Annotated in this window: 20 protein-coding genes; 17 read left to right on the forward strand and 3 right to left on the reverse strand. The window is 70.0% G+C overall.

Features of this window, described 5'->3' with window-relative positions; translation table 11 throughout:
• Positions 1–51: 51 nt before the first annotated feature.
• Positions 52–1,530 carry an AAA family ATPase gene (locus AMS65_RS09410; RefSeq protein WP_053383898.1) on the reverse strand — a complete coding sequence of 493 codons (1,479 nt, stop codon included), beginning with the start codon at positions 1,528–1,530 and terminating at the stop codon, positions 52–54.
• 107 nt (positions 1,531–1,637) lie between these two features.
• On the opposite strand from AMS65_RS09410, the gene AMS65_RS09415 reads away from it, so the two are divergent.
• Together AMS65_RS09415 and AMS65_RS09420 are read left to right on the forward strand one after the other, a co-directional pair.
• Complete coding sequence (locus tag AMS65_RS09415; protein WP_053383899.1) at positions 1,638–3,503, forward strand: vWA domain-containing protein; 1,866 nt, start codon at positions 1,638–1,640, stop codon at positions 3,501–3,503.
• Positions 3,504–3,533: 30 nt separating this feature from the next.
• Positions 3,534–4,445, forward strand: coding sequence for a hypothetical protein (locus tag AMS65_RS09420; protein WP_053383900.1), 912 nt, complete (start codon positions 3,534–3,536; stop codon positions 4,443–4,445).
• Between the two features lie 3 nt (positions 4,446–4,448).
• On the opposite strand, the gene AMS65_RS09425 is transcribed toward AMS65_RS09420, so the two are convergent.
• Positions 4,449–5,951: an HNH endonuclease signature motif containing protein gene (locus AMS65_RS09425; RefSeq protein WP_053383901.1), complete on the reverse strand. Its 1,503-nt coding sequence runs from the start codon at positions 5,949–5,951 to the stop codon at positions 4,449–4,451.
• A 172-nt stretch (positions 5,952–6,123) separates the two neighbouring features.
• Positions 6,124–6,684 (reverse strand): thioesterase family protein, encoded by a 561-nt coding sequence (locus tag AMS65_RS09430; RefSeq protein ID WP_241489402.1) that lies wholly within the window; start codon positions 6,682–6,684, stop codon positions 6,124–6,126.
• Positions 6,685–6,830: 146 nt separating this feature from the next.
• On the opposite strand from AMS65_RS09430, the gene efp reads away from it, so the two are divergent.
• From efp to AMS65_RS09510, 15 genes are all read left to right on the forward strand, one after another.
• Positions 6,831–7,394: an elongation factor P gene (gene efp, locus AMS65_RS09435; RefSeq protein WP_053383903.1), complete on the forward strand. Its 564-nt coding sequence runs from the start codon at positions 6,831–6,833 to the stop codon at positions 7,392–7,394.
• An 11-nt stretch (positions 7,395–7,405) separates the two neighbouring features.
• Positions 7,406–7,822 carry a transcription antitermination factor NusB gene (gene nusB / locus AMS65_RS09440; protein WP_053383904.1) on the forward strand — a complete coding sequence of 139 codons (417 nt, stop codon included), beginning with the start codon at positions 7,406–7,408 and terminating at the stop codon, positions 7,820–7,822.
• Positions 7,823–8,157: 335 nt separating this feature from the next.
• Complete coding sequence (locus AMS65_RS18740) at positions 8,158–9,435, forward strand: helix-turn-helix domain-containing protein (RefSeq protein ID WP_162231759.1); 1,278 nt, start codon at positions 8,158–8,160, stop codon at positions 9,433–9,435.
• Positions 9,436–9,578: 143 nt separating this feature from the next.
• Positions 9,579–10,124, forward strand: coding sequence for a bifunctional pyr operon transcriptional regulator/uracil phosphoribosyltransferase PyrR (pyrR, locus tag AMS65_RS09455; RefSeq protein WP_053383907.1), 546 nt, complete (start codon positions 9,579–9,581; stop codon positions 10,122–10,124).
• Entirely contained in the window at positions 10,121–11,107 is a 987-nt protein-coding gene (locus tag AMS65_RS09460; protein WP_053383908.1) for an aspartate carbamoyltransferase catalytic subunit, read from the forward strand. The genes pyrR and AMS65_RS09460 overlap by 4 nt, the downstream gene beginning before the upstream one ends.
• Positions 11,104–12,489 carry a dihydroorotase gene (locus AMS65_RS09465; RefSeq protein ID WP_193787016.1) on the forward strand — a complete coding sequence of 462 codons (1,386 nt, stop codon included), beginning with the start codon at positions 11,104–11,106 and terminating at the stop codon, positions 12,487–12,489. The genes AMS65_RS09460 and AMS65_RS09465 overlap by 4 nt, the downstream gene beginning before the upstream one ends.
• On the forward strand, positions 12,486–12,998 hold the full coding sequence (locus AMS65_RS09470) for a PH-like domain-containing protein (protein WP_053383909.1): 513 nt from the start codon (positions 12,486–12,488) through the stop codon (positions 12,996–12,998). Before AMS65_RS09465 ends, AMS65_RS09470 begins: the two co-directional genes overlap by 4 nt.
• Positions 12,995–14,200 (forward strand): glutamine-hydrolyzing carbamoyl-phosphate synthase small subunit, encoded by a 1,206-nt coding sequence (gene carA / locus AMS65_RS09475; protein WP_053383910.1) that lies wholly within the window; start codon positions 12,995–12,997, stop codon positions 14,198–14,200. Before AMS65_RS09470 ends, carA begins: the two co-directional genes overlap by 4 nt.
• A 4-nt stretch (positions 14,201–14,204) precedes the next feature.
• Complete coding sequence (carB, locus tag AMS65_RS09480) at positions 14,205–17,510, forward strand: carbamoyl-phosphate synthase large subunit (RefSeq protein ID WP_053383911.1); 3,306 nt, start codon at positions 14,205–14,207, stop codon at positions 17,508–17,510.
• Positions 17,511–17,512: 2 nt separating this feature from the next.
• Positions 17,513–18,370, forward strand: a complete 858-nt coding sequence (pyrF, locus tag AMS65_RS09485; RefSeq protein WP_053383912.1) for an orotidine-5'-phosphate decarboxylase — start codon at positions 17,513–17,515, stop codon at positions 18,368–18,370.
• 56 nt (positions 18,371–18,426) lie between these two features.
• The gene (gene gmk, locus AMS65_RS09490) at positions 18,427–19,335 is read left to right on the forward strand and encodes a guanylate kinase (RefSeq protein WP_053383913.1); all 909 of its coding nucleotides are present in this window, start codon (positions 18,427–18,429) and stop codon (positions 19,333–19,335) included.
• A 78-nt stretch (positions 19,336–19,413) separates the two neighbouring features.
• Complete coding sequence (locus AMS65_RS09495) at positions 19,414–20,406, forward strand: DMT family protein (protein ID WP_193787017.1); 993 nt, start codon at positions 19,414–19,416, stop codon at positions 20,404–20,406.
• Positions 20,403–21,434 (forward strand): serine hydrolase, encoded by a 1,032-nt coding sequence (locus tag AMS65_RS09500; RefSeq protein WP_053383914.1) that lies wholly within the window; start codon positions 20,403–20,405, stop codon positions 21,432–21,434. The genes AMS65_RS09495 and AMS65_RS09500 overlap by 4 nt, the downstream gene beginning before the upstream one ends.
• 113 nt (positions 21,435–21,547) lie before the next feature.
• Entirely contained in the window at positions 21,548–22,813 is a 1,266-nt protein-coding gene (locus tag AMS65_RS09505) for an MFS transporter (protein WP_053383915.1), read from the forward strand.
• A 2-nt stretch (positions 22,814–22,815) separates the two neighbouring features.
• Complete coding sequence (locus AMS65_RS09510; protein ID WP_053383916.1) at positions 22,816–23,556, forward strand: MerR family transcriptional regulator; 741 nt, start codon at positions 22,816–22,818, stop codon at positions 23,554–23,556.
• The last annotated feature ends 75 nt before the right edge of the window (positions 23,557–23,631 follow it).

A 23,631-nucleotide genomic window follows, 5' to 3' on the forward strand; every position in this document is an offset into this window, starting at 1 on the left:
ATGTGCACTGCTTGGGTGCGCACTGGGCGGGGGATCCGGGATCCGTCCGGCTCAGCCGATCCGGAACCCCTGACCCGAGAGGATCAGCGCGAGCACGCGCTGATCCTCGCGATGCATCACGCCCTCCACGAAGCGGGTGAGCGCGCGATCCAGCGAGACGGATCCCGCGCTTCCCGCGACCTTCTGCAGCACCGCGACAAGGGTGCGCGGAGCGAGCACCGCCTCCTCGAGGCCCGGGCGTCCGTCGATCTCGCGCTCGGTGCTCACGTACTCGCCGAACCCCTCGCCGTGCTCGCCCGCGAAGACCTGCTGACTGATGAACGCGGCCCGTGCGACTCGGAAGATCTCCTCGTTCGACAGCTCCGCCGGCAGCCGGCCGTGCCGGTCGACGACGGTCGCCGCCGCGAGCAGCGCGTTCTCCGCCGGGAACTCCTCGTAACCGAGGCCGGTGTCGGGGTAGTGCACCCGGTAGGCGTTCGCCCCGATGCGGTTGACCAGTTCGGCGCTGAGCCGGTCGAGGCCGCGGTAGCGGTGCGGGGTCTGCTCGTTGGCGGTGGCGAGGATCGCGAAGCCGGGCGCGATCCGCACCGTCCGGCCGGCGTCCTCCTGCACGCCGAGCGTGTCGCCCGGGCGCAGCTGCAGGATGCGGTTGAGCCGCTTGAGGAACTCGGCGGGCATGGCGTTGAGCTCGTCGAGGATCACCGGGCGCCCCTCGACCATCGCGCGCAGCAGCGGGCCGGGCACGAATGCGCTCACCGTGGCGCCGTTCTCCGAGCGCAACTCGTGGGTGCCGATGAGCTGCGCGCTCGTGATGTCGCCGTAGCCGGACACGAGCTCGGGATCCCGGCCCACCGCCCGTCGTGTCAGGTGCTCGGCGAGTGCGGTCTTCGCTCCGCCGGTCTCGCCGACCAGCAGCACCGGGTCGCCGCGCAGCACCGCGGGCAGCGCCTCGGCGATGATGCCGCTCATCTGGTCGGTGAGGAGCAGGCCGTCGCGCAGCTGTCTGCGGGCCTCGCGCAGACGCAGCGCGCCGAGCGCGTCGAGCACCCCGTCGCGCTGCCCGGACGTGCTGATGGCGGCGCGCCACGCGCCGTCCTCCAGGCGGGCGCCGGCGTGATCAGCGGCACCGGCATGATCAGCGGCACCGTCGCGATCAATGACACCGTCGCGGAGACTCGCCGCTCGGGAGCGTTCGGAGGCGGTGAGGGATCGGGCCCCCGCGATCGCTCGCGACACGATCGCGTCGGCCTCCGCGAGTCTCCGCCGGCGGCTCTCCGCCTCCTGATGCGCCTCGACCGCGAGCCGCAGGGTGCGCGCCCGCTCGTCGAGGGCGCGCTCGATCGCGGAGCGGTGCTGCGGATCCTCGAGGATCGCGGCGAGCCGCTCGTCGAGCCGGCGGAGGTCGTGGCGGTGCGCCTCGGCCTCGGGGCGTGCGGGATCCTCGGAGCCGAGCGCCCGGCGCACGCGGTGCCGCTCCTCGGAGATGGCCCGGGCCTCGCGCAGCGCGGGATCCGCATCGAATGCCAGCATGCCCGTCACGCTATCACTCTCCGGTCGGGCTCCTCCCGTTCGGCCCTTCCTGCGCGGTCGTTCTCGCGCGGCCTCTGCCGCGCGGCCTCTCCCGGTAGGGTGAGGGCATGGAGGCGCGCGAGGGGCTGCATGCCGTCGGGGCGGTGCTCGGGATCACCGTCACCGTCACCGACGACCTGTCGTGGGAGCTCGTGCGGCCGGCAGGCGGCTCGCCCGATCTGCGGGTCGGGCTCGGCTGGTACGCGGTGCGCGGCCACGGGGCCGAGGAGGCGATCGCGCTCGCGCTGCTGCAGCTGTGGGAGGGCGTGCGGGGCGAGGCGAGATCTCCGGATCGCTCGCGCCGGGCGCGCTCGATCGTGTCGGCACGGCCCGAGACCGAGCCCCTCGTCGTCGCCGTGATGCGCCTGCAGGCCGCGGCGGAGCTGCTCGCGGCGATGCCGGGCCTGCGTCTGCGCCTTGCCGCGGCGCTCGAGCGGAGCCTGCCGCAGGACATCTCGGAGCAGCCGCGGCATCTGCAGTGGGTCTCCGTGCTGCTGCGTGCGGGGCTGGGCGCCGGATTCCTCCCCGCAGCAGCGGTGGTCGCCGAGGAGTGGCTGGCGCTGCAGGCACGAGGGGCGGGGCGCATCGATCCGCTGCGGTGCGTCCTGGCGCCGGACCCGGAGCGGCCTCCTCTGGAGCGCTTCGAACGGTCGCTCGCGCTGCTGCTGCCGCCGTACGAACGGCTGCTCGCGCTCGATGCCCGCGAGCGGGGCCCGGGCGAAGCGCCGGACGGCGCGACAGCCCAGGAGCACGAGGGCGGTGCGGCGACGGACGACTTCGGCGCCGCCGGATCGGGGGCCGACGCGGAGCCGGGTGCGGAGGGCGCGGACGCGCCGGGCGGCGCCGCCGTTCCACCCGGCACCGATGAGTCGCGCGCGCGGCCGGGGGAGGGACGCCAGAGCGCTGAGGGGGCGGATCTCTTCGTCGCCGAGCAGGCGGGGTTCGTGAGCGCCTACCTGGCGACCCCGCTGCCGGCCGAGGGCGCGCTCGTGCAGGCGATCGTCGAACTCGACGCCGATGCCGAGGCGACGGCGCGGGGCGACGCCGAGCGCGATGCGGTGCGAGAGGCTGTCGGCGCGGCCGGGGCGGGCGGCGCCCTCGCCGCGGCCGACTACCGTTCCCGGGCCGCGGAGCTCGCCGCTGCCGTCGAGCGCATGCGCGAGGTCTGGGCGCGGGTGATCGCCGAGCGCGTCGCGCGCGTGCGCACGATCGGGCGGCGTGCGGTGCCGGAGGGCGAGACACTGGATCCGCAGGCGCTCGCAGGGGCGTTCGCCGAGGCCAGGTCGGGCGTGCAACGGCCCGCGGCGTTCCTGCGGCGGGAGACCCGGCCCCGGCGCACCCGGCGGGCCGGCAGCACCGACTACGTGCTGCTCGTCGATCGGTCGGCGTCGATGCAGGGCCGCCCTGCCGCTGCCGCCGCCGATGCGACGCTGGTGATGCTCGAGGCGCTCGCGGGCGTGGAGCGCGACATCGCCCACGCCGAGGAGCGTCAGGGCATCGAACTGGATCTCGACATCCGCACCGCGCTCGTGCTCTTCGACGCCGAGGCGGAACTGGTGAAGCCGCTGTCGCGCGGACTGGACGACGCCGTACGGCTCGGCATGGTCGCGGGCATCCGCTCGCCGCGGGGGTCGACCAACGACGGCGGGGCGCTGCGGCTCGCGGCGGAGCAGCTCGGCCTGCTCGGCGGGTCCACGGGCGACGGCAGGGAGCGTCGGCGCCTGGTGATCGTCGTGAGCGACGGCGGATCCAACGACGAGGCGGCGTCGGCGCGCGAGCTGAGGCGTCTGCGGGCCGCCGGGGTGAGCGTGCACGGGATCGGGATCGGCTCCGACGAGGTCGTCCGCCGCTACGCTCCGAGCAGCCGGCGCGTCGACGACCCGCGCGACATCGCCGAGGCGATGCAGCAGCTCGTGGAGAGCGAACTGCCGTGAGAAACTGGTCACCGCGAAGGGAGGCGGCGCATGGCGCGGACGGATGAGGATGCGGGGGCCCGGCTCGCCCGCGTGCTGTTTCCCGAGCTGGCAGCGGATCTCGACGCCGCACTCGCCGGGGGTGGGGGCGGAGCCGAGCAGGACTTCGACGAGTGGCTCGACGGCCGTGCGGAGGCCGTGCGCACCGAACTGGGAGGCGCCGCGTTCGGGGACGTCGGCGATGGCGGAGCGCGGGAGCGCTTCGAGCGCGCGTTCGCGGCTGCGCGCACCGTCGCCGGGTGGGTCGGATTGCGCGTGCCCGAACCGGAGGCTTTCGCGTCTGCGGGCGTCGACTTCGCCCGTCTGGGGGCGGCCCTGGCCGCCGATCCCACGCTCGCCCCGGTCGTCGCCCCCTACGGGCTGGGACCCGACGGCTGGCGGGAACTGTTCGGGCGTGCCGCGGGCGAGGAGCGGAGCCCGCTGGCTGCGCCCGGCGCAGCAGGTGGTGCAGCAGGTGGTGCAGCAGGTGGTGCAGCGCCCGATGCGCACCCGCTCGTGCTCGCACGCGAGGCCGAACGGGAGTTCGCGCTGCTCGACGCCGTTCCCGATCGGTCGGTGGCCGTTCTGCCGGGTGCCGCGCGCTCGGATGCCGTGCGCTGGACGCTGCGCCTGGTGCCCGCGGGTCTCGCGCCGGCGGTGCTCGGTCTGAGCTTCGAGCACGGTCCGCACGCGTCGCTGCCGGAGATGCTCATGCTGCAGCTGATCCGGGTCGTCTGCGGGGAGCCTCTCGTCGATGCACGCAGCTTCACCTGGCTCGCCGGTGCCCTCGCCGAGGGGCGTCTCGCCGCGCGGCACGTCTACGATTCCGACGAGCGCGTCGTGCGCATCAACTGCCGCGAGGTCGGCAACCAGGGCCCGCACCTGGGCGCTCGGCCGCCGGTGGGCGACGTGTTCGTGCGGTAGATCTCAGAAGGGGAGCGCCGCGGGTTGCGGAGCGGAGTCGTGACCGGGCGCGCCGGCGAAGACGACTCGACCGGGTGGTTGCTCACGATAGCCGCGACCGGTGGGGGACCTCCACTCGAGCGCGCCGTCGTCGTTCTGCCGCACTCGCCAACCCCCGTGATGCTTCAGCGTGTGGTGGCCGCGGCAGAGGTGGGCGAGGTTGTCGGTCGCCGTCGCCCCACCGAGGGCGGCATCGACGGTGTGGTCGAGATCGCAGCGGGCGAGAGGTGCGCGGCAGCCCGGGAAACGGCAGTGCTGGTCGCGCGCGGCGAGATAGCGGCGCATCCTCGCGCTCGGACGATAGCGGTCGACCGCGAGCACCGTACCGGCCGCGAGCACCGTACCGGCCCCGGTGCGCGCCGGGCCCGAGCCGGCTCGGACCTCGAGCAGCTCCCAGAACTCGGCGCGACCCGCCAGCTCGCGCGCGGTATCCGTGTCGATCGGCCCGTAGCCGGTGAGCGTCGGGGCGGGGCCGGAGGTGGGGTCGCCGAGGGTCCCGTGCTCTTCGTGCCCGCCAGGTTCGCGGTACGCCTCGTGCATCGGCGTCCGCCCGCCGCCGGACGGCGCTGTGAGGCACTCGACCGGGATGACGACCTGCACGTGGGCGCGCAGCGGTCCGCTGCCGGCCGAGGAGTGAGGGGTTACGGGTGCCGACGCGGCGCCGAGGACGATATCGGCGAGCAGGTCGGCTCTGATCTCGTCGCGGGTGCGCCGCTCGGCCTGTGCGCCCGCACACCGGTCGGTCTGCGCGCGCTCGATTTCGCGGCTGCGGCGGGTGAGCTCGTTGTAGACGCCGTGCGCCTCGGCCGCGGTCATGTGCGCGATGAGGTCGGACATGCCGTCCTCGCCATCGACCAGGGACACGCGCCGCCGCCTGCGGGCCTCCGCGTGGCGCTCGTCGAGCGGCTGCTGCGCGTACTGCTCCGCGATGCGGCGGGCGATCGGGCGCAGACGGCTCGGCGTCTCGAACCGCGCGTGCTCGAGCACCGCTTCCTCGTAGCCGGCGCGGCGGAGCACGGCGTCCGGGTCGTCGGCGCTGCCGATCACCGTCCCCGCATCGACGATCACGGCGGCGTGCTGCTCGGAGATCGATCCGTCGCGCAGGGCATCAAGGGTGCGAGGATACGAGCCGGTGAGGGCGAGGGCCCGACTGAAGCACTGCTCGACGGTGTGCTCGCTGTGCCGGAGCGCTGCCGCGGCCTCTGCGCGGACGGTGCGGTACAGGATCTCGCCGTCCCGGCCGGTGGGAATGCTGCGGTTCCCGGTTCCGCTCCCTGCAGCGGTCACATCGAACACGGCGGCGAAGGCCTCGAGCCGCGCCGCCTCCGCTACGCGTACGGCCCGCTCGGCTGCCTCGAGCTGCGACAGCGCGCTGTCCAGTGCCGCGACGCGCGCGTCGAGCGAGGTGGCAGCTCCGAGGTCGATGGTGGCCTCCAGAACAGCCGGGGAGCGGGTCGGGTGGGACATGTCACGAGTACATCAGCGACCACTGACATTCACGAAGCGCTTCAGGGCCTCGCGGGTCCAAAAACCAGGCCGCTGTTTAGCGAGCACCATACAAGTCTCTGCGTGACGCGGGGCAGGCCAGCTCAGCTCAGCTCACTTGCGCCTCGGCCCGCCTGCGCCCGCCCGCACTCGCTCATGCCCAGACGCTGGGTGCGTCGACACGCGTCGACGGGAGCCTGGTCGCCCGGCCCCACTCGAGCACCTCCTCGGGTACCTGCAGAAGTTCGGGATCCGCCCCGCTCTTCTCGAGGATCTCGGCGACCGGAACCACCCCGCCGCCGCGTCGCAGGATTCTTCCGCGCACGACGGCGCGGGCGTAGATCTCGGGGCGTCGCGCAGCATCGGGGCGCACGAAGCGCTGCTCGATGTACACGGCCTCCTCGTCGAAGCCGAGGATCCTCGACTCGATCCAGAACCTCATCCACGGGTTCAACGACTTGCGGTAGGAGATGGTCTGCCCCACGACCACCGGATACCAGCCCTCGCGCGTGAAGAGATCCCATACGCCATTGCGCTGGATCAGATCGAAGCGGGCCACGTCCATGACCGAGAGGTACTTGCCGTTGTTCATGTGCCGCAGGATGTCGAGATCGGTGGGCCACACCCTGAACCGCGAGCGCGAGACGTCGCCGAATCCGATGCCGCCGCCCCGACGGCCGACGAACCACTGATGCCAGAGAGTGCGGAAGATCATGTGCATGAGCGCGAGCCTAGGACGGCCGCGGGCGGTGCGCACGTCGTTTGTGCGAGACCTGCAAGAGGTCGGCGTGCGGGCGTTGTAGAATTGATCGGCGCTGACTCGCGCTCGAACCTCACAGAACCCGGAGAAGGCTGAGCATTATGGCAACCTCGAACGACATCAAGAACGGCACCGTGATCAAGGAGAACGGTCAGCTCTGGAGCGTGGTCGAGTTCCAGCACGTGAAGCCGGGCAAGGGCGGCGCGTTCGTGCGCACGAAGCAGAAGAACGTCGTCTCGGGCAAGATCATCGACAAGACCTACAACGCCGGTGCCAAGATCGAGACCGCCAACGTCGACCGCCGCGACTTCCAGTACCTGTACCAGGACGGCGCCGACTTCGTCTTCATGGACACGAGCGACTACGACCAGCTGACCGTGTCGGGCACCGTCGTGGGCGACGCCGCCAAGTTCATGCTCGAGAACCTGCAGGTGCAGATCGCCCTGCACGAGGGGGAGCCCCTCTACCTCGAGCTCCCCGCATCGGTCGTGCTCGAGGTCACCTACACCGAGCCGGGCCTGCAGGGCGACCGCTCCACCGGCGGCACCAAGCCCGCCACCGTCGAGACGGGCGCCGAGATCCAGGTGCCGCTGTTCCTCGAGACCGGCACGAGGGTCAAGGTCGATACCCGCACGGGCGACTACCTCGGCCGCGTCAACGATTAGTCGACGCCTCGATGAGTGCTCGCACCAAGGCGCGCAAGCGCGCCCTCGACATGCTCTTCCAGGCCGACGTGCGGGACGAGCCGGTCGTCAGCATCGTGAACGCCGAGGCCAAGCGCGCGGCGGGAGAACCCGATCGCGCGGCATCGTGGCTGTACGCGCGCGAGATCGTCGACGGGGTCACCGACCACCGCGACGAGATCGATGAGCTCATCATGAGCTACGCGCAGGGTTGGACGCTGGATCGCATGCCCAACGTCGACCGCGCGCTGCTGCGCCTGGCCGCGTGGGAGATCCTCTTCAACACCGAGGTGCCCGCCGCCGTCGCCATCGATGAGGCGGTGGAACTCGCCAAGGAGTACTCCACCGAGGACTCGAGCCGCTTCGTCAACGGCGTGCTCGGTCGGATCGCGGATCACTCCCGCGCTTAGTCTGAGGTTCCAGAACGACCCTCGCCTCTCGAAGCGAGGGTCGTTCGCTATTTCTGGGCGTCGAAGGAGCCGTTGCGAGGCTAGGCAGTTAAGGAAGAGCTCGCCTTCAGGGCCTCGAGAGCCGAGTTTCCTGCGTTCTTCAGCCCAGTGGCGATGACATTTCGTGCTGAGGGTACGTAGACATAGAGTACTCCAAGGGTAGCGCCGCCGAGGCCTCCTATGGCGATAGGCAGCCACTGAGGGACGTTGTTGTTCATGATGACCTCCGAACTATACTGGGTGTATGGGTTATACATAAGCATATGATACACGTATCAGATTGGATCTAGATGGTCATGACTGAACTTTCTGCTGGTGAGGTGCTTGCGAGGGGGCGCAAAGCTCTCGGTTGGAGTCAGAGAGGGCTCGCGGAGAAGCTCGGATGCAGCACTGTGTTGATCTCAAAGATCGAAAGTGGCGCGCGCGCGCCCTCCGCGCAGTTTCTGCAAACTCTCGATGTCCATCTGCCGGAGATCGCGGAAAAGGTACGTGTGGCCGCACCCAATCAGGTTCAGACGGCGAAACGGCAATCGGGCGGCCTCAAGATCGTTGATGCAATGAAGCTCGCAAAGGAGAATGCTGCTCGAGCAAACAGACTGAGAACTCGCGCGGAAGAGGGGAAGCGCAGGGCTGACGAGATCGCTGGTGCTCTCGATGAAAGAGTAAGGGAGTTTGACCGTGAGGCGATAGAACCGGTCACCGAGCTGCTCTCTCGTGTCACTGAACTGCCTGACGACATACTTCCACATGTTGAAGCTCATTCGTCACGAACACATCCTGAGTTTGCTGCTGCGCTCGAAGACGCGCAACTCCGGACAGGGAGAAGTATTTTTTCTCTGATCGGGGCAGGAGTGCTTGGTGGTGGGGCTGGCGCAGCTGTTGGCGCAGGTGCTGCGACGGCCACATACATGACGGTAGCTAGTCTTGCTACAGCTTCCACAGGTGCCGCGATATCCAGTCTGTCCGGGGCTGCCGCCACATCCGCGACTCTTGCCGCCATTGGTGGGGGGAGCTTGGCGGCCGGAGGCCTGGGAATAGCTGGGGGAACTACCGTGCTCACGGGAATCGTCGCGCTACCTGTGCTCACCATTGCGGCCTTTGCGATTGGGGCCAGTGGTGGTCGTATTCTCGAAACCCAGAAGAAGCATGAGATGGAGATCGTTAGGGCTGAGCAAGATTTCACTGCAAACGAGGTCGTGCTGAATGCATTTGTCGAACGTGCGACCAAGATTAATGAGATCCTCAAGTTTGCACTTTCGGCCATCAATAACCATAAGAAAGTGATCGAGGATGCCTTGCCGCACGGGGGAAGCTTGGTATGGGCGAAGGTGAGGCCTGAGGCCCAGGCGTCGATCCGCCGTGTTGCGGAGATCATACTGGCCTGTCTGACGGTTTTGGCTCTTCCTATTGGTATGAACCTCAAGAGAGACCCTTCGGGAGTCGTGATGGGCTCTGAGGGCATCGATGCAGGAGTTGCACCTCAGTTCGATGCGGAGCTTGATGCGGGATCTGAGCTTGAGGGGGAGTTTATCGACTATGCGATCGAAGAGTCATTTAGGCAGGTTGCTCGATAGGGGGTAACGGCCGTCGATCTGACCAAGAGCGAGTCGAGAGTGCCGCAGCACTTGTCGGGCCTTGGCGGAAGCTCCTGCTAGACTGGCGGGGTTGCAGCTTTTCTTTAACTCCCGTCCAGTGAGGCGGAGAAGGGGGGCTCGAAATGGGTACGCGAACAGTGCTGGAAGGCGCTGAGATCTCGCGGGCGCTGACTCGAATCTCGCACGAAATCATCGAAGCGAACAAGGGCGTTGCGGGACTGGTGCTCATCGGCATCCCCACGCGCGGCTCGCTGCTCGCTCAGCGCATCGCGGGAATCATCTCCCGGATCGAGGGCGCGGAGGTGCCCGTCGGCAGCCTCGACGTCACGATGTACCGCGACGATCTCGCCAAGCACCCCACCCGTGCGCCGCGTCCGACCGCGATGCCCGTCTCCGGCATCGACGGGACCACCGTCGTGCTGGTCGACGACGTGCTCTACTCGGGCCGCACGGTGCGCGCCGCGCTCGACGCGCTGAACGACCACGGCCGCCCGAAGGCCGTGCGCCTGGCGGCGCTCATCGACCGCGGTCACCGCGAGCTGCCGATCCGCGCCGACTACATCGGCAAGAACCTGCCGAGCGCCAAGCACGAGCGCATCTCCGTGCGCCTGTCCGAGCTCGACGGCGTCGACGAAGTGACCATCTCCGGCCCGGAGGAGCACGCATGAGGCACCTGCTCGATACGCGCACGCTGAGCCGTGATGACGCGATCCTGATCCTCGACACCGCGGAGGACATGGCCGCGGCCCAGCAGCGCGAGGTGAAGAAGCTGCCCGCCCTGCGGGGCAAGACCGTGGTCAACCTGTTCTACGAGGACTCGACCCGCACCCGCATCTCGTTCGAGGCCGCGGCGAAGCGGCTGAGCGCCGACGTGATCAACTTCAGCGCGAAGGGATCGTCGGTCTCGAAGGGCGAGTCGCTCAAGGACACCGCGCAGACGCTGCAGGCCATCGGGGCCGACGGGGTCGTGATCCGGCACCCCGCGTCCGGGGCTCCGGATCGCCTCGCGCGCAGCGGCTGGATCGACGCCGGCGTGCTCAACGCGGGCGACGGCACCCACGAGCACCCCACGCAGGCGCTGCTCGACGCGTTCACGATGCGCCGCCGCCTCTTCGGCGGCGGGATCGACGGCAGCGGGATCGATGGCGCAGGGAGCCGCGGCCGCGACCTCGACGGCGTCTCGGTCGTGATCGTCGGCGACATCGCCCACTCGCGCGTGGCCCGATCCAACCTGTGGCTGCTGAACGCCCTCGGCGCGCACGTGACGTTCGTCGCACCCGAGACGCTGCTGCCCTACGGCGCGCGCGACTGGCCCGTGACGATCCACCACTCGCTCGATGCGGCACTGCGCGAGGAGCGCCCCGAGGTGGTCATGATGCTGCGCATCCAGAGCGAGCGCATGCACGCGGCCTTCTTCCCGAACGAGCGCGAGTACGCGCGCAACTGGGGGCTCGACGACGCCCGCCTGGAGCGGCTCGTCGACGAGGCGATCGTGATGCACCCCGGCCCCATGAACCGCGGCCTCGAGATCTCGTCGCGCGCGGCCGACTCCGCGCGCTCGACCGTGCTCGAGCAGGTCGCGAACGGCGTCTCGGTGCGGATGGCCGCCCTGTACCTTCTACTGTCCGGCGAGCGAGAGGCGAGCATATGAGCAACCCCGACATCCTGATCCGCGGCGCGCGTCTCGCGGCCGATCTGACCGAGCGAGGCGGCGACGTCGGCGAGGCCGCCGCGGTGGATCTGCGCATCTCGAACGGCACCATCGTCGAGCGCGTCGCGCAGGCCGACGGCGGGCTCGCGGCACGCGAGGACGAACGGGTCATCGAGGCCGACGGTCTCGTCGCGCTCACGGGTCTCGTGGACCTGCACACCCACCTGCGCGAGCCCGGGTTCGAGCAGTCCGAGACGGTGCTCACGGGCACTCGTGCGGCGGCGTCCGGCGGCTTCACCAGCGTCTTCGCCATGGCCAACACCCTGCCCGTGCAGGACACGGCGGGCGTGGTCGAGCAGGTGCAGCACCTCGGCGATGCCGCGGGCTACGCCACCGTGCGGCCCATCGGCGCGGTGACCGAGGATCTCGCGGGCGAGCGGCTCAGCGAGATCGGCGCCATGGCCCAGTCGCGCGCCGAGGTGCGCGTCTTCTCCGACGACGGCAAGTGCGTGCACGATCCGCTGCTCATGCGCCGCGCGCTCGAGTACGTGAAGACCTTCGACGGCGTCATCGCCCAGCACGCGCAGGATCCGCGCCTCACCGAGGGCGCGCAGATGAACGAGGGCGCGCTGTCGAGCGAGCTCGGGCTCAAGGGCTGGCCGGCCGTCGCCGAGGAGTCGATCATCGCGCGCGATGTGCTGCTCGCCGAGCACATCGGCGCCCGGCTGCACATCTGCCACCTGTCGACCGCCGGCTCGGTCGAGGTGATCCGCTGGGCGAAGGCCCGCGGCGTGCAGGTGACCGCGGAGGTCACCCCGCACCACCTCATCCTCACCGAGGAGCTCGTGCGCAGCTACGACGCCCGCTACAAGGTCAACCCGCCGCTGCGCCGCGAGGAGGACGTGCGGGCGCTGCGCCGGGCCGTCGCCGACGGGGTCATCGACATCATCGCGACCGACCACGCCCCGCACCCCCTCGAGGCGAAGGAGTGCGAGTGGGACGTCGCCGCCTTCGGCATGGTGGGGCTCGAGTCGGCGCTGCCGATCTCGCTGCTCACGCTCGTGCACGAGGGGCACGCCAGCTGGGCGGAGCTCGAGACGCTGCTCTCGCACAAGCCCGCCGAGATCGGCCGGCTGGAGGGGCACCCGAGTGCCCTGGAACCGGGCCAGCCCGCCGACATCGCGCTGATCGATCCGAGCGGATCGAGCGAGTTCGACCTGGCGCGCCTGCAGGGCCTCAGCGTGAACTCTCCCTACCTCGGCATGGAGCTGCCCGGTCGCGTCGCCTACACTGTGCGACGCGGGTACCTCACGCTCGACGACGGCGAGCTGGTCGACACCGAGACCGTGGCCGCGGCCGCGGTTCGAGGGGGCGCGCTGTGAGCCAGACCACTTACGTGATCGTGATGGCGGCCATCGCCGCTCTCGCTCTCGTCGGCATGTGGTTCGCGTGGCGGGCCCGCGCCAGGCGCGACGTCGGCATCGAGCTGCCCGAGGCGGAGCTGGCGGGCGACGCCCTCGTGAGCTTCCCCCGGGCCGGCTACGTCTCGACCACCCCCGTGGACTCCCCGTTCGAGCGGCTGTCGATCCCGGGCCTGCGCTACAAGGGCTTCGCAACCCTGACGGTGCTGAGCGACGGCGTCGTCATCTCGGTCACGGGGGAGGAGCCCGTGCGCATCCCGGCCGCGCAGCTGCGCGGCAGCGGCACGGCCAGCGGGCGCATCGGCAAGGCCGTCGAGCGCGACGGGCTCTCGCTGCTGCGCTGGGTCGCGGGCGAGCGCAGTCTCGAATCCAGCTTCCGCCTCGCGAACCCCGCCGAGCAGGCGGCCTTCGCCGAGGCCATCGACAAGATCTCACTCACACCTTCGACGTCTCAGGAGGGCGCGATATGACCACCACACAGGTGACACACCCACCGGTAGATGCAGTACCCGCAGGCCACGCCGTGCTGGTGCTCGAGGACGGGACGCGCTACTCCGGGCGCGCATACGGCGCGACCGGGCGCACGCTCGGCGAAGTCGTCTTCTCGACCGGCATGACCGGCTACCAGGAGACCCTCACCGATCCTTCCTACGCCGGCCAGATCGTGCTCATGACCGCGCCCCACATCGGCAACACCGGGGCCAACGACACCGATATGGAGTCGCGCAAGATCTGGGTGGCCGGCTTCGTGGTGCGGGATCCCGCACGGCGCGTCTCCAACTTCCGCGCCGAGCGCTCGCTCGACGAGGATCTCGTGAACGACGGCGTGGTGGGCATCTCGGGCATCGACACCCGCGCCGTCACCCGTCACATCCGCTCCGCGGGAGCCATGCGCGCCGGCGTCTTCTCGGGCGCCGACCTCGATCTCTCAGAGGACGAGCAGTTGACGCTCGTGCGCGAGCAGGCCGGCATGGCCGGGAGGAACCTCTCGGCCGAGGTGACCACGCCCGAGCGCTACGACCTGCCCGCGGCCGAGGGCGTGGAGCGCGTCGGCTCGATCGCGGTGCTCGATCTCGGCATCAAGCGCGCCACCGTGCAGTACCTGTCGGAGCACGGCTTCGACGTCATCGTGCTGCCCGCCTCGACGAGCCTCGAGCAGATCCGCGAGATCGCGCCCGACGCCCTGTTCTACTCCAACGGACCCGGCGACCCAGCCGCCTCCGATGAGGCCGTGGTGCTGCTGCGCGAGCTGCTGCGCGACGGGATCCCGTACTTCGGCATCTGCTTCGGCAACCAGCTGCTCGGCCGAGCGCTCGGCTTCGGCACCTACAAGCTGCCCTTCGGCCACCGCGGCATCAACCAGCCGGTGCTCGACAAGCGCACCGGTCGCGTGGAGATCACCGCCCAGAACCACGGCTTCGCGGTCGACGCCCCCATCGAGGGGGAGCTCGACGCGCCGGAGGGCTTCGGGCGGGTGCAGGTGAGCCACTACAGCCTCAACGACCAGGTGGTCGAGGGGCTCGAGTGCCTCGACATCCCCGCCTTCTCCGTGCAGTACCACCCCGAGGCCGCGGCCGGTCCGCACGACGCCTTCTATCTGTTCAACCGATTCCGCGAGTTGGTTTCGACTCGCTCCGCTCGCTCAACCGGCGGAAAGACCCAGGAGGCCTGACCCGATGCCCAAGCGTTCAGACATCAACTCCGTTCTCGTCATCGGTTCCGGCCCGATCGTCATCGGTCAGGCCTGCGAGTTCGACTACTCCGGGACCCAGGCGTGCCGCGTGCTGCGCGAGGAGGGCGTGCGCGTCATCCTGGTCAACTCGAACCCGGCGACCATCATGACCGACCCCGACTTCGCCGACGCGACCTACGTCGAGCCCATCACCCCCGAGGTGATCGAGTCCATCATCATCAAGGAGCGCCCCGACGCGATCCTGCCGACCCTCGGCGGGCAGACCGCGCTCAACGCGGCCATGTCGCTGCACGAGCTCGGGATCCTCGAGAAGCACGGCGTCGAGCTCATCGGCGCGAAGGTCGATGCGATCCAGCGCGGCGAGGACCGCCAGATCTTCAAGGACCTGGTGATCGAGTCGGGCGCCGACGTCGCCCGCTCGCACGTCGCGCACACGCTCGAGGAGGCGAAGGAGTTCGCCAAGGACCTCGGCTACCCCCTCGTGGTGCGCCCCTCCTTCACCATGGGCGGCCTGGGCTCGGGCTTCGCCTACACGGAGGAGGAGCTCGTCCGGATCGCCGGCGACGGTCTGCACTACAGCCCGACCACCGAGGTGCTCCTCGAGGAGTCGATCCTGGGCTGGAAGGAGTACGAGCTCGAGCTCATGCGCGACACCGCCGACAACACGGTGGTCGTCTGCTCGATCGAGAACGTCGACGCGGTCGGCGTGCACACGGGGGACTCGATCACCGTGGCGCCGGCACTCACGCTCACCGACCGCGAGTTCCAGAAGCTGCGCGACATCGGCATCGACATCATCCGCCGGGTGGGCGTCGACACCGGCGGCTGCAACATCCAGTACGCCGTCGACCCGAAGACCGGCCGCATCATCGTCATCGAGATGAATCCTCGCGTGTCGCGCTCCTCCGCGCTCGCGTCGAAGGCCACCGGCTTCCCGATCGCGAAGATCGCGGCCAAGCTGGCCCTCGGCTACCGCCTCGACGAGATCCCGAACGACATCACGCAGAAGACTCCGGCGAGCTTCGAGCCGACGATCGACTACGTCGTGGTGAAGGCCCCGCGCTTCGCCTTCGAGAAGTTCCCGGCCGCCGACGACACGCTCACCACCACCATGAAGTCGGTGGGCGAGGCGATGGCGATCGGCCGCAACTTCACGACGGCGCTGCAGAAGTCGCTGCGCTCGCTCGAGAAGCGCGGCACCTCGTTCCACTGGGGTCCCGTACGCCCTGGCGAGGAGAGCCGCACGGTGGAGCAGCTCCTCGAGACCATCAAGCGCCCCACCGACGGCCGCATCGTCGACGTGCAGCAGGCGCTGCGCCTCGGTGCGACGATCGAGCAGGTCTTCGAGTCGACCGCGATCGATCCGTGGTTCCTCGACCAGATCCAGCTCATCAACGAGGTCGCCGCGGCCGTGCAGGCCGCCCCGCAGCTCACCCTCGATGTGCTGCGCGAGGCCAAGGACCACGGCTTCTCCGACGCGCAGATCGCCGCGATCCGCGGGGTCGGCGAGAGCGAGATCCGCGGCCTGCGCCACGGCCTCGGGCTGCGCCCCGTCTACAAGACGGTCGACACCTGCGCCGGGGAGTTCCCGGCGCTCACCCCGTACCACTACTCGTCGTACGACCTCGAGACCGAGGTCATCCCCTCCGAGCGCAAGAAGGTCGTGATCCTCGGATCGGGCCCCAACCGCATCGGCCAGGGCGTCGAGTTCGACTACTCGTGCGTGCACGCCTCATTCGCGCTGAGCGAGGCCGGCTACGAGACCATCATGATCAACTGCAACCCCGAGACGGTGTCGACCGACTACGACACGAGCGACCGCCTCTACTTCGAGCCGCTCACGCTCGAGGACGTGCTCGAGGTCATCCACGCCGAGCAGGCGTCCGGCGAGCTCCTGGGCGTCGTCGTGCAGCTCGGCGGTCAGACCGCGCTCGGACTGGCCCAGCCGCTCAAGGACGCGGGGATCCCGATCCTCGGCACCACACCCGAGGCGATCGATCTCGCCGAGGAGCGCGGCGCCTTCGCCGGCATCCTCGAGCAGGCCGGCCTCGTGGCGCCCCGCAACGGCACCGCGATCGACGAGGAGGGTGCGATCCGGATCGCCGAGGAGATCGGCTACCCCGTGCTCGTGCGTCCGTCGTTCGTGCTCGGCGGCCGCGGCATGGAGATCGTCTACGACACGGAGTCGCTGCACGGCTACTTCGGACGGATCGAGGGCCACGCGCTCGTCGGGCCCGGCCACCCGCTGCTGGTCGACCGCTTCCTCGACGACGCGATCGAGATCGACGTCGACGCCCTCTACGACGGCGAGCAGCTGTACGTGGGCGGCGTCATGGAGCACATCGAGGAGGCGGGCGTGCACTCGGGCGACTCCAGCTGCACGCTGCCGCCCGTGACGCTCGGACACGACCAGATCGCCCGGGTGCGCGAGGCGACGCTCGGCATCGCGCAGGGCATCGGCGTGCGCGGCCTGCTGAACGTGCAGTTCGCGATCGGCCAGGGCGTGCTCTACGTGCTCGAGGCGAACCCGCGCGCGTCGCGCACGGTGCCGTTCGTGTCGAAGGCGCTCGGGATCCCGCTCGCGAAGGCCGCTTCGCGCATCATGGCGGGGGAGACGATCCAGCAGCTGATCGACTCCGGGTTCCTGCCCGAGCGCGACGGTTCGCGCGCCCCCATCGACGCCCCCATCGCGGTCAAGGAGGCGGTGCTGCCGTTCAAACGCTTCCGCACCAACGAGGGCCTCGTGGTCGACTCGCTGCTCGGCCCCGAGATGCGCTCCACCGGCGAGGTCATGGGCATGGATCGCGACTTCCCGACCGCCTTCGCGAAGAGCCAGTCGGCGGCGGGCAGCGAGCTGCCGACCTCGGGCACGGTGTTCCTCTCGGTGGCCGACCGCGACAAGCGCTCGATCGTGCAGCCCGCGCTGCGGCTGCAGGAGCTGGGTTACCGCATCCTGGCGACCCAGGGCACCCAGGTGGTGCTGGCGCGCAACGGCATCTCCTCGGAGGTGGCCCGCAAGCACAGCGCGCACGCCGAGGGCGACACGATCGTGGACCTCATCAATCGCGGTGAGATCGACATGATCATCAACACCCCCTCGGGCAGCTCGGCCCGCGCCGACGGCTACGAGATCCGCGCGGCCGCGGTGGCGGCCGACAAGCCGATCTTCACCACCGTTTCGGAGCTCTCCGCCGCGGTGGGCGCGATCTCGGCGCAGCAGCAGGGCTTCGACGTGAAGTCGCTGCAGGAGTATGAACTGGATCGCCGCGCGGCGCGCGAGGCGGTGTGAGGATGGCCGAACAGACCTTCTCGAACCGCCTCGGGGCGGCGCTGGCCGCGAAGCGGCACCTGTGCGTGGGCATCGACCCCCACGCCCCCCTGCTCGACGCCTGGGGGCTGCCGAACGACGCCTCGGGCGCCGAGCGCATGGGGCGCGAGGTCGTGGCCGCCGCCGCCGGGGTCGCGGCCTGCGTGAAGCCCCAGATCGCGTTCTTCGAGCGCTTCGGCTCGGCGGGGTTCGCCGCGCTCGAGCGAGTGCTCGCCGACGCGCGCGAGGCCGGGGTGCTCGTGATCGCCGATGTGAAGCGCGGCGACATCGGATCGAGCTTCGCTGCGTACGCGGAGGCCTGGCTGTCGCCGGGGTCTCCGCTCGAGGCGGACGCCATGACGGTGACGGCGTACCAGGGCTTCGGCAGCCTCTCGGGGGCGTTCGATCTGGTGCGGGAGCACGGCAAGGGGCTGTTCGTGCTGGCCGCGACGTCGAACCCGGAGGCCCGCGAGGTGCAGCGGGCGCGCCGCACCGACGGCCGCAGCGTGGCGCAGGCGATGGTCGACGATGCGCTGGCCTTCGAATCGCCGAGCGACACGTACGTGAACTCCGTGGGTGTGGTGCTCGGCGCCACGCTGTCGCTCGCCGACTTCGGCATCGACATCGAGCTGCCGCCCGCGAAGCCCGCCCTGCCGGTGCTCGCCCCGGGCTTCGGCCACCAGGGAGCACGGGTCGAGGATGCGCTGAGCATCTTCGGCGGCCTCGGATGGGCCCTCCTCGCGAACGAGTCGCGCAGCATCCTCGGCGGGGGGTCCGCGGGCCTCGCCGACCGCGTGCGCACCCGGTCGGCCGCCATCGGAGAGGCCCTCACGCACGGATAGCCCTGGCGCAACCGTAGACTTGAGGTGCCCCCACCGACCGCCACGATGGAGCAGACATGACGAACCACAGCGCCACACCAGCCATGCCGGAGGTTGATCGCGTCGCGGCGAACCGAGCCGCGATCGCGGCTCGACGAGCCCGTGCCGAACTCAAGCGGCGTCTGCGCAGCGGCGAGGTGTCACCGTTCCGCGTGCTGGAGCAGTCCCGCGTGCCCGGCAGCCCCGCCGCATCCCTGCGCATCACCGACTACCTGCTCTCCTTCCCGGCGATCGGCGCCGTGAAGGCGGGACGCGTGCGCGAGCAGCTGGGGATCTCGGATCGCAAGCGGCTCGGGGGCCTCGGCAAGCTGCAGCGCGAGCGTCTCGAGAGCTTCGTGCGCGAACGCACCGGTGCCGTCCCCACCGGCGAGCAGCCTCCGCTGACGGTGCTGGCCGGCCCGACGGCCGTGGGCAAGGGGACGGTCGCCGCGTACATCCGGGAGCACTACCCCGAGATCGGCCTCTCCGTCTCGGCCACCACCCGCGCACCCCGTCCCGGTGAGGAGGAGGGCAAGCACTACTTCTTCGTCGACGACGAGGGGTTCGACCGCATGCTGGCATCGGACGAGCTGCTCGAGTGGGCGACGGTGCACAACCGGTACCGCTACGGCACCCCGCGCGGACCGGTGCTCGCCGCCGCTGAGCGGGGCGAGCCGCTGCTGCTCGAGATCGACCTGCAGGGCGCCCGTCAGGTACGGGCGAGCATGCCGGAGGCGCGGCTCGTGTTCCTCGCACCGCCGAGCTGGGACGAACTCGTCGACCGCCTGGTCGGGCGCGGTACCGAGGACGCCGAGGAACGTGAGCGGCGGCTTGAGACCGCGAAGGTCGAGCTCGCCGCCGCGGACGAGTTCGACGAGATCATCGTGAACGACGAGGTGCCGCGCGCCGCGGCCCGGCTCGTCGACTTGATGCGCGGCGGCGACTGAGCCGGGCCGAACCCGGTCGAAGCCCCACACGCCACCGGATGGTCCGGGCTGCTCGGTGATCCGGGGTAACGTTGTCCTGTGATCCCGAGCATCATCGACTCAGCCGTGCGCCTGGGCACCCTCCTCCCGACGTCGGGGATCGACGAGGTGCTGGCCATGGATCCGAAGCAGCTGCTCGGCATCCCGCTCGCGCTGATCGGGGCCGCCCTGCTCGCGTTCGGGGCGCAGTACCAGTCGCGCGGCCTCAACAAGGTGGAGCGCATCGTCGGCGAGAGCGCCGGCGCCGGCCTCTCCGGCAGGCACGTGTTCAATCTGCTGCGGCGCCCGTCCTGGGTCAGCGGCACGCTGCTGCTCGGGGTGGCGGTGCTGTTCCAGATCGGCTCGCTGTCGCTGTCGCCGCTCATCATCGTGCAGCCCATCGGCGTGGTGGGCCTCGTGATCACCTCGATCCTCAACTCGCACCTCAGCGGGGTGAAGCTGGGCAAGCGGGTGAAGAGCTCCATCGCGCTGTCGGTGCTGGGCATCGTGATCTTCGTCAGCATCGCGGCCTTCACCGCGGCGGATCAGCCGGTCACCGACGCCAAGCTGATCACGATCCTCATCACCTTCGCGGTGGTGCTCGTGCTGGCCCTGCTGCTGTTCGTCGGGTTCCGCCACCGCGGCGTCGCGCTGATCTACATCGTGGGCGCGGGCGTGCTCTACGGCTTCGTCGCCACCTTCGCGAAGGTGGTCATCGGCCGTGTGCAGCAGAGCGAGTTCGAGTGGCTCACCTGGACCTGCGTCGGCGCGCTCCTGATCGGCGCCCTCCTCGGCATGGTGTTCGTGCAGAACGCGTACTCCTCGGGTCCTCCCGACCTGGTCGTCGCGGGTCTCACGGTCATCGACCCGATCGTCGCGGTGCTCATCGGCATCGTCGTGCTGAACGAGGCTGCGGGAGCGCCCGCGTGGGCGATCCTCGCGTTCGTGATCTCGGGTGCGGTCGCGGTGGTCGGTGTGCTCGGGCTCGCGAAGTTCCACCCGCAGTCGGGGCGATCGGCGCTCGAGAACGGGGCGGGTGACACGACGCGATGACGGGTGCTCGGCGACCGGTGATCGGGATCGGCACCCTGCTCTCCGCGATGCTGCTGTTCTCGGCGGCGCTCTGGTTTCGCAGGCGGAAGCATCGCCGTGACTCGGACCCGGTTCCGGCGGCGCGACGGAGCGGCGCACCGGGTCCGCTCGCACGCGGTCTGCTGATGCTCGTGCTCGTGGCGGTGGGGCTGCCGACGGCGATCGCCGCGGTGTCGATCCCCGCGGTGGTCTCCGCGACCCGCGCCGATGCCGATGCGACCGAGGTGCACCCGGATGCCGCCGCGGTCATGCCGGATGCCGGCGACCCGGCCCCCGAATCGGAGGAGCTGCCCGAGCCCGCGCCCGATTGGGGTGCCGTCGCACGGGAGGTCGAAGAACTCGGCGCGCAGGCCCAGACCCGGATCGGGGCGGTGGTGGTCGACCTGGAGAGCGGCGAGCGCCTGCTCGATGTCGGCGGGGGACTCGTGTTCACGACGGCCAGTGTCTACAAACTGCACACGGCCTACGCGATTCTCTCGCGCGTCGAGGCCGGAGAATTGGCGCCGGACGCGACGATCGGCGGGCTCTCCGTGCACGATTGCCTCGAGTCGGCGATCGTGCGTTCCGAGAACGAGTGCACCGAGGCCTTCATCGTCTCGATCGGTCTCGATGCGCACCTCGCTGCGGCGGTCGCCACCGGCGCCGCGCAGACGGTCAACGAGCCCTTCGACATGCGCTCCTCGCCCGACGACTTCGCCGTCTACCTGAGCCGTCTGGCGCGGGGCGAGCTGCTGAACGAGGAGCACACCGCGATGCTGCTCGACATGATGCGGCGCCAGGTGTGGCGCGAGGGAATCCCCGCCGCCGTCGACTCCGCGGTCGGGCCCGCGGGATCCGTCGCCGACAAGGTGGGCTGGCTCGACGGGGTGCGCAACGACGCGGGCATCGTGACGATCGACGGTCGCAGCTACGCCGTCGTGATCTTCACCGAGTCGGACGACTGGACGCTGGTGCGGGAGATCGCGTCGCGGATCGTCTCGGCGCTGTAAGCGCCCTGCCGGATCGGCAGCAAGGGCCGCAGCGGGAGCGGCAGCAGGGGCCGCAGCAGGGGCCGCAGCCCGGAATTTGACTGTGCCGCGGCGTCATGGTCTGTGATGGGTGCATGAGTCGAAACACGCTGGTCTATCTGGGGTCGTACGGCCTGTCTCTGCTGGGGAACGGGATCGCGTCCGTGCTGTTCCCACTGCTGGTGCTGGCGAAGACGGGTGACATCCTCGCGGCCGGGATCCTCGCGTCGGTGACCGCCGCGGTCGCCGCGGTCGTGGGGGTGCTGGCGGGTGTCGTCGTGGACCGGGTGAACCGGCGCACAGTGTCGATCATCAGCGATGTGCTCTCGGCGGGCTCGATCGCAGCCCTCCCGATCGTGGATGCCGTGTGGGGACTGGACCTGATGTGGTTCATCGTGCTCGGCGTGATCGGTGCCTGCGGTGACATCCCGGGCATGACCGCCCGGGAGACGATGCTGCCCCGCCTGGTGCGGCTCGACGGCGGGAAGCCGAGTGCCCTGGATCGGCTGGTCGGTGTGCGTGAGTCGCTTTCGGCCGCGCTCATGCTGATCGGCCCGGGGCTCGGCGGTCTGCTCGTCCTCCTGCTCGGGGTGAGCTCGATGACACTGTTCATCACCGCTGGAACGAGCCTGGCAGCGGCGGTGCTCTCCGTCGCGCTCTCGCCCCGTGCCGGGGAGATCGAGCCGGTCGCCCGGATGGCAGAGCGCGACGGCTCTACGGGGGTTCTCCGTGTGTTCGCCGATCTGGTCGCAGGGTGGCGATTCCTCCTCGGACACCGGCTGGTGCTGGGGGCGACGATCCTGACGGCGGCGTTCGTAGCGGTCCTGGCCGGGTTGCAGGCGACGATCCTGCCCGCCTATTTCACCCGGGAGCATCTGCCGGAACTCAGCGGGTTCGCGGTCACGGGAATCGCGCTCGGCAGTCTCGTCGGTGCGAGCGTGTATGCGGCGACGATCGGGAGAACCTCGCGTCGCGCCTGGTTCGTGATCGGCATGGTGGGCAGTGCGGTCGGCTTCACCGCTCTCGGAATGCTGGGGGCACCGTGGCTCGTGATCGCAGCCGCGGTGCTGATCGGCCTCACCAACGCGCCGATGTCCGCCGTGCTGGGGGTAGCGACCATCAATGCGACCCCCGACGGGGTGCGCGGGCGGGTGCTCGGGGCTCAGAACGCGCTCATGCTCGCCGCCCCCGCTCTCACCGCGGCACCGATCGCCGCTGTCGCGGCCGGGTTCGGGCTCACGGTGGCGGGGATCGGAATCGCGGGGGCCATGACCGTCACCGCCCTCATCGCGCTGTTCGTGCCCGCGTTCCGGTCATTGGACACAATAGAGGCAGCGGATACCGGCGGACAGGAGGAGTGAGCATGGCGTGGAGCACGAGGCAGCTCGCGGACCTCACCGGGGTGACGCTGCGGTCGATCCGTCACTGGCACGAGGTCGGACTCATCCCCGAACCGGAACGGCTGAGCAACGGGTACAAGCAGTACACGGCCCGACACCTGGTTCTCGCGCTGCGCATCGCGCGCCTCACCAGTCTCGGCTTCACCCTGGAACACGTCGCCGCGATGCTCGATTCCGAAGATCAGGGCCAGGAATCGCTCCTCGGGCTGCGCGCCGAGCTCGACAGCAGGATCACCGAGCTGACCCGCATCCGCTCTGACCTCGACGAGCTGGTCGCTCGAGGAATCTCACCCGATCTCTCACCCGAAGCGCTGCTCGCGCTGGAGGCGCTCGGGCCGGGACCCGGCTCCCGGAACGTGGCCATTCTGCTGGCGCGGTTGCTGCCGAAAGAGGACATGCCCGGCTTCGCCGAAGCCATGCAACGCACACCCGACGCACTCCACCGACTCAATGCGGATCTGCTGAACCTGCCGGCGGAGACGACCGAAGCGGAGATCCGTGCGCTGGCCGAACAGGGGGCGGCGCTCATCACCGCGTTCCTCACCGAGCGAGGCGACGCACTCCCGCGGTTCGACGCCCGCGTCGGCGAACAGATCGGCGCAGAAGCGATGACCGCCCTCGTGAACGAGCAGATGAACCCCGCACAGCGACGCGTCATGATGCTCATCATCGAACGCCTCACCCAGCAGGATCAGCGCCCCTGACAACGGTCGCTCCGGGCGCGCGGGTGTCTCTCTCCCCACGGCGCGCCGGTTGCGGCGTGCGCGGGGCCGGTTCTC

This window comes from Leucobacter celer subsp. astrifaciens (assembly GCF_001273835.1).
Lineage (GTDB): Bacteria > Actinomycetota > Actinomycetes > Actinomycetales > Microbacteriaceae > Leucobacter > Leucobacter celer.

Bases quoted from the DNA above. Each gene is read 5' to 3' on its own strand.
- carA (WP_053383910.1), top strand. From the start codon at position 12,995: ATGACCACCACACAGGTGACACACCCACCGGTAGATGCAGTACCCGCA.
- gmk (WP_053383913.1), top strand. From the start codon at position 18,427: ATGACGAACCACAGCGCCACACCAGCCATGCCGGAGGTTGATCGCGTC.
- AMS65_RS09500 (WP_053383914.1), top strand. From the start codon at position 20,403: ATGACGGGTGCTCGGCGACCGGTGATCGGGATCGGCACCCTGCTCTCC.
- carB (WP_053383911.1), top strand. From the start codon at position 14,205: ATGCCCAAGCGTTCAGACATCAACTCCGTTCTCGTCATCGGTTCCGGC.
- AMS65_RS09410 (WP_053383898.1), bottom strand. From the start codon at position 1,530: ATGCTGGCATTCGATGCGGATCCCGCGCTGCGCGAGGCCCGGGCCATC.
- efp (WP_053383903.1), top strand. From the start codon at position 6,831: ATGGCAACCTCGAACGACATCAAGAACGGCACCGTGATCAAGGAGAAC.
- AMS65_RS09415 (WP_053383899.1), top strand. From the start codon at position 1,638: ATGGAGGCGCGCGAGGGGCTGCATGCCGTCGGGGCGGTGCTCGGGATC.
- AMS65_RS09420 (WP_053383900.1), top strand. From the start codon at position 3,534: ATGGCGCGGACGGATGAGGATGCGGGGGCCCGGCTCGCCCGCGTGCTG.
- pyrR (WP_053383907.1), top strand. From the start codon at position 9,579: ATGGGTACGCGAACAGTGCTGGAAGGCGCTGAGATCTCGCGGGCGCTG.
- AMS65_RS18740 (WP_162231759.1), top strand. From the start codon at position 8,158: ATGACTGAACTTTCTGCTGGTGAGGTGCTTGCGAGGGGGCGCAAAGCT.
- pyrF (WP_053383912.1), top strand. From the start codon at position 17,513: ATGGCCGAACAGACCTTCTCGAACCGCCTCGGGGCGGCGCTGGCCGCG.
- AMS65_RS09460 (WP_053383908.1), top strand. From the start codon at position 10,121: ATGAGGCACCTGCTCGATACGCGCACGCTGAGCCGTGATGACGCGATC.
- AMS65_RS09505 (WP_053383915.1), top strand. From the start codon at position 21,548: ATGAGTCGAAACACGCTGGTCTATCTGGGGTCGTACGGCCTGTCTCTG.
- AMS65_RS09510 (WP_053383916.1), top strand. From the start codon at position 22,816: ATGGCGTGGAGCACGAGGCAGCTCGCGGACCTCACCGGGGTGACGCTG.
- AMS65_RS09430 (WP_241489402.1), bottom strand. From the start codon at position 6,684: ATGATCTTCCGCACTCTCTGGCATCAGTGGTTCGTCGGCCGTCGGGGC.
- nusB (WP_053383904.1), top strand. From the start codon at position 7,406: ATGAGTGCTCGCACCAAGGCGCGCAAGCGCGCCCTCGACATGCTCTTC.
- AMS65_RS09425 (WP_053383901.1), bottom strand. From the start codon at position 5,951: ATGTCCCACCCGACCCGCTCCCCGGCTGTTCTGGAGGCCACCATCGAC.
- AMS65_RS09465 (WP_193787016.1), top strand. From the start codon at position 11,104: ATGAGCAACCCCGACATCCTGATCCGCGGCGCGCGTCTCGCGGCCGAT.